A 3,612-nucleotide genomic window follows, 5' to 3' on the forward strand; every position below is an offset into this window, starting at 1 on the left:
GCTCGTCGAGGCGCTGGTGGCCACGCCGGCCTGGCTGGGACAGGCGCTGCGCGAGACGTACTCCCGCGGGCGCGGCCTGTTCCTGTTCATTGATCAGCTGGAGGAGCTCCTCACCCTCGCCGAGCCGCTCCGGCTGTGGGCGAGCACGGATGGCGGGGCGACGTGGACGGTGCGCTGCACCTTCCAGGAGCACCGGCACGGGCTGGCGTTGTTCGCGGACCCGACGCGAAGCGTGCTGTGGGCCACGTTCGGCAGCAACGCGACGCAGGCGGCGGTGCAGCGCTCCACGGACGGGGGGCGCACCTGGACGAAGGTGATGGGCGGCTACGCGGCCAACGCGGTGACGGGCACGGTGTTGCCCGGCGGTGAGCTGCTGTTGGGGCAGGCCACGCTGTACGAGCCGGAGCACCCGAAGCTGCTGCGTGTGTATGCCAGCGGGAGGGTGGACGCGCTCCTGACGCTGCCAGGGCCGGCGTACTCGCTGGAGGACCTGCCCGGAGGCGGCTGGGCGCTGGGCACGGCGAAGGCGAACGTGGGGGACGTGCAGCCCGCGTCGGACGTCTACGCGAGGCTCTTCACCAGCACGGACGGCACGACGTGGACCGAAGCCCTGCGCTACGAGCAGGCCGGGAACACAGCCGTGGCTCGCGCGGACGTCTGGGGCGTGCTGGCCTCCGGCGACCTGGTGGTGCGAGCGGAGAACCTGAAGGGCTTCGGAACGGGAGGGAAGGGGTTCCAGGTCCTGCGGGTGAAGCGCTGAGCCTCCGTGCTTCAGGCCGGACTTCCGTGGGAGGAAGTCCGGCCCGGTGTCGTGGTTACTGAGGCCAGGCGGGGTAGTGGAGGACGTTGCCGAACCGTCCCACCACCCAGATGTCCTCGGGGCTGGTACCCGCGATTCCGTAGAAGCTCGTGATGCGGGGAGGGAACGTCCACTCGCCGTTGTAACGGTAGATGCTGCCGCTTTCAGTGATGACGTAGATGGACTTTGCGCCGAAAGCGAGCACGCCGGTGTAGTTCTCAGGGGGAGGCGTGTCCGGGGGAGTGGGGACGGGAGGCAAGTCAGTGACTGTATTCCAGGTGGTTCCATCCCACCTCAGCAAGGTCCTGTCGTCACCTGCAGCGAAGGCGAGCTTGGCATTGACGACATGGATGCCCCTTAGGGGCGGGACATTCGGTACTCCTTGTTCGAGCTTCCAGGCCGAGGTGCCCGTGTCCCACCGGTAGATGACTCCACGCCCAGTGCCGTTGTTCTTCCCTACGGCGAAGAGGAACTCGGGCGACAATCCATGGACCCTGTTGAGGGGTGTCCCTGTTACTTGCTGAGTCGGCACGTTCGCGGTGCCGCCACCCCACTCGAAGGCCGCACCATGGCCCCCCTCGTTGCCAACGCCAAAAATCCGCAGGTTGCCACCCGCCGCGAAGCCGGTGAGGCCCCGGGTGTCGAGATCTTTGACCCCCCCCGACAGGCTGACCCTGGGGGTGCAGGTGTTGTCGCCAGGGTTCTGGATGAGGAGGGCGCCCTGGTCACGGCCGATATAGGCGGTTCCTGTTTGGGGATGAGCCCAGACGCTGTAGAGGGTCTGCTGGGTCGAGCCGTTGGTACAGTCACCCGCGATGGCGTTGAAGGTGTTCTGCGCGGGCAGTTTGACGGCTCGACTGGATTTGTTGCCAACGATCCAGGTTCCCCCATCAGCGTAGAGCGATACGTCAAACCAGTCCGTGCCGGCGTCATAGACGATTTGGTTGGACCATTTGGCGCCGCCTGAAGGACACAGGGCGCCATCATCCGCCGTGCCGTTGCAGTTGTTGTCCTGCTCATCACAGAGCTCGGCGGCGGCGGTATAGATGAACGGATTGCCGTCGTCGCAGTCACCTCCGTCGAGGACGTATCCCGCGTCTGGCTGGATGGCGCATGAGGCAATGCCCGCGTCGGCGAGCCCGCGACCGTCCGTGTCGTTGTCCGGGTACCAGGTCGGAGGCGGCACAGGAAGCTGGCAGAGCGTTCCACCGTCAGCGGGATTGCACTGGTTTGTCCCACTGCACTGGGACGGATTGTCAGTGCAGGAGGTATTGACCGCAAAGCCTTCGTCAATACCGGCAGCGCAGTTGTCATTCACGCCGTTGCAGATTTCAGGTGCGCCGGGGTTGATGGCGATATTCGTATCGTCGCAATCAGTGCTGGGCGATGAGGGGGGAAGGCGATTCTTGGGCAGCTCACCATTCACCAAGCACGTCGGCACCGGCGCGCCGCCCAGGGCCCCGAACTTGTCTTCATCGTTGTCCACCAGGGCCAACTGGGGAGGCGGGGCATTGCAGAAAACGAGGTTGTCCTTGCACGCCTTGACGCCCGAGCAGGTGTTGTCCGCCGTACAGGGGGCGTTGAGATCCAGCCCCTCGTCTTTGGTCCCGTCGCAGTTCTCATCCTGGCCGTTGCAGAGCTCGGCGGCGTTCGGATGGACCAGCGCCCCCGCTCCCGCAGCGTCGTTGCAGTCCGTGCCTCCCGACCCCGTGGCGACATAGCCGTCGCTATCCGCGTCGTCCGCGTTCACCGCCAGGGTCAGCTCCTGGGGCGTGCCCTTCTTCGCGCTCCCTTTCTGGACCGTGATGCCCTGGGTGTTGGAGCGCACGGCAGGGCTGACACAGGTGCTCCCGTCGGGAGGCGCCTCGAAAGCATCGGCCGTCACGGTGAGCTGGGTGCCCCACTTCTCCGGCACGAGCACCGCCACCACGACCTGTCCGTCCGCCGCAGCCGTCCCCCGGACCGCGACGTCCGTGGAGCTCTTGTCCCCACTGGCGTCATCCAGCGCCGTCACCCGGATGCAGCCCGGGACGAACTGCTGATAGGTGACAATGACCCTCACCCCATCTTGAGGGTCCTTACAGCCCGCGAGGGCGAACAGTGGCAGCAGCAGCAGAAGACGTCGCATATGCCGCGCATCCTACCGGCCTCTCCCCGCGACTGTGAGTGCCTGCTCGCCTCTTGAATCATCAAAGGATGCGGGGAACCGGGCGCGCCTCCGGGAAGTCCGAATAGACCACCTCCAGCCGGGCGTCGGCCGCCAGGCTCGCGGGCGTCACCAGCTCCAGGTCCACCGGAATCGGGCCCCGGTAGCGCTCCGCAATCTCCCGCTTCAGCCCCGCCACATCCAGCGCCCCCAGCTTCTCCAGCTTCCCGTACTCCACCCCCGCGCCCGCCGCGTACGCCTTGCGCACCAGCTCCGAGCAGTACATCGCCTCGTCCCCCCACCCGAAGAGCGCGTCGTAGGGCTTGCCCAGGTGCCGCTTCGCCTCCACCACCACCCGCAGCTTCGCCGCGTCCTCCACCCCCGTGGGCCGCAACACCAAGAGCCGCCCCTTCACCCCGCGCGCCTTCCACTGCGCGAACGGCGTGCGCTTCACCGGCTGCACCGCCTCCACCACGAACGCGCCCTCCGAGGTCACCTCCACCAGCCCGACGTGCGACAGCGGGCTGTGCGTCGCCACCTGGATGGCCTTCGACTGCCGCGATCCCGACGTCTGGAACACCACGTCCCCCGTCCGCACCTTCGCCGCCACGCCCGCTGCCTCGGGCTTTCGCGGCGCCGCCTCCACTCTGTGGGTGCCCAGCCACAC

The 3,612-nt window shown here is 67.1% G+C and carries 3 protein-coding genes; 1 reads left to right on the forward strand and 2 read right to left on the reverse strand.

Annotated features, from left to right (window positions below):
- Window positions 1–760: WD40/YVTN/BNR-like repeat-containing protein (locus D7V97_RS41245; RefSeq protein ID WP_368669016.1), on the forward strand; the 760-nt coding region annotated here is incomplete at its 5' end.
- Between the two features lie 55 nt (window positions 761–815).
- Here D7V97_RS41245 and D7V97_RS41250 read toward each other — a convergent pair.
- Window positions 816–2,927: a putative metal-binding motif-containing protein gene (locus D7V97_RS41250; protein WP_120616023.1), complete on the reverse strand. Its 2,112-nt coding sequence runs from the start codon at window positions 2,925–2,927 to the stop codon at window positions 816–818.
- 61 nt (window positions 2,928–2,988) lie between these two features.
- On the reverse strand, window positions 2,989–3,612 hold the full coding sequence (locus D7V97_RS41255; RefSeq protein WP_120616024.1) for a YiiX/YebB-like N1pC/P60 family cysteine hydrolase: 624 nt from the start codon (window positions 3,610–3,612) through the stop codon (window positions 2,989–2,991).

The organism is Corallococcus sp. CA053C, assembly GCF_003611675.1.
GTDB lineage: Bacteria > Myxococcota > Myxococcia > Myxococcales > Myxococcaceae > Corallococcus.

What these genes read in the sequence shown, in the direction of transcription:
- D7V97_RS41250 (WP_120616023.1), bottom strand. Translation starts at nt 2,927, where the DNA reads ATGCGACGTCTTCTGCTGCTGCTGCCACTGTTCGCCCTCGCGGGCTGT.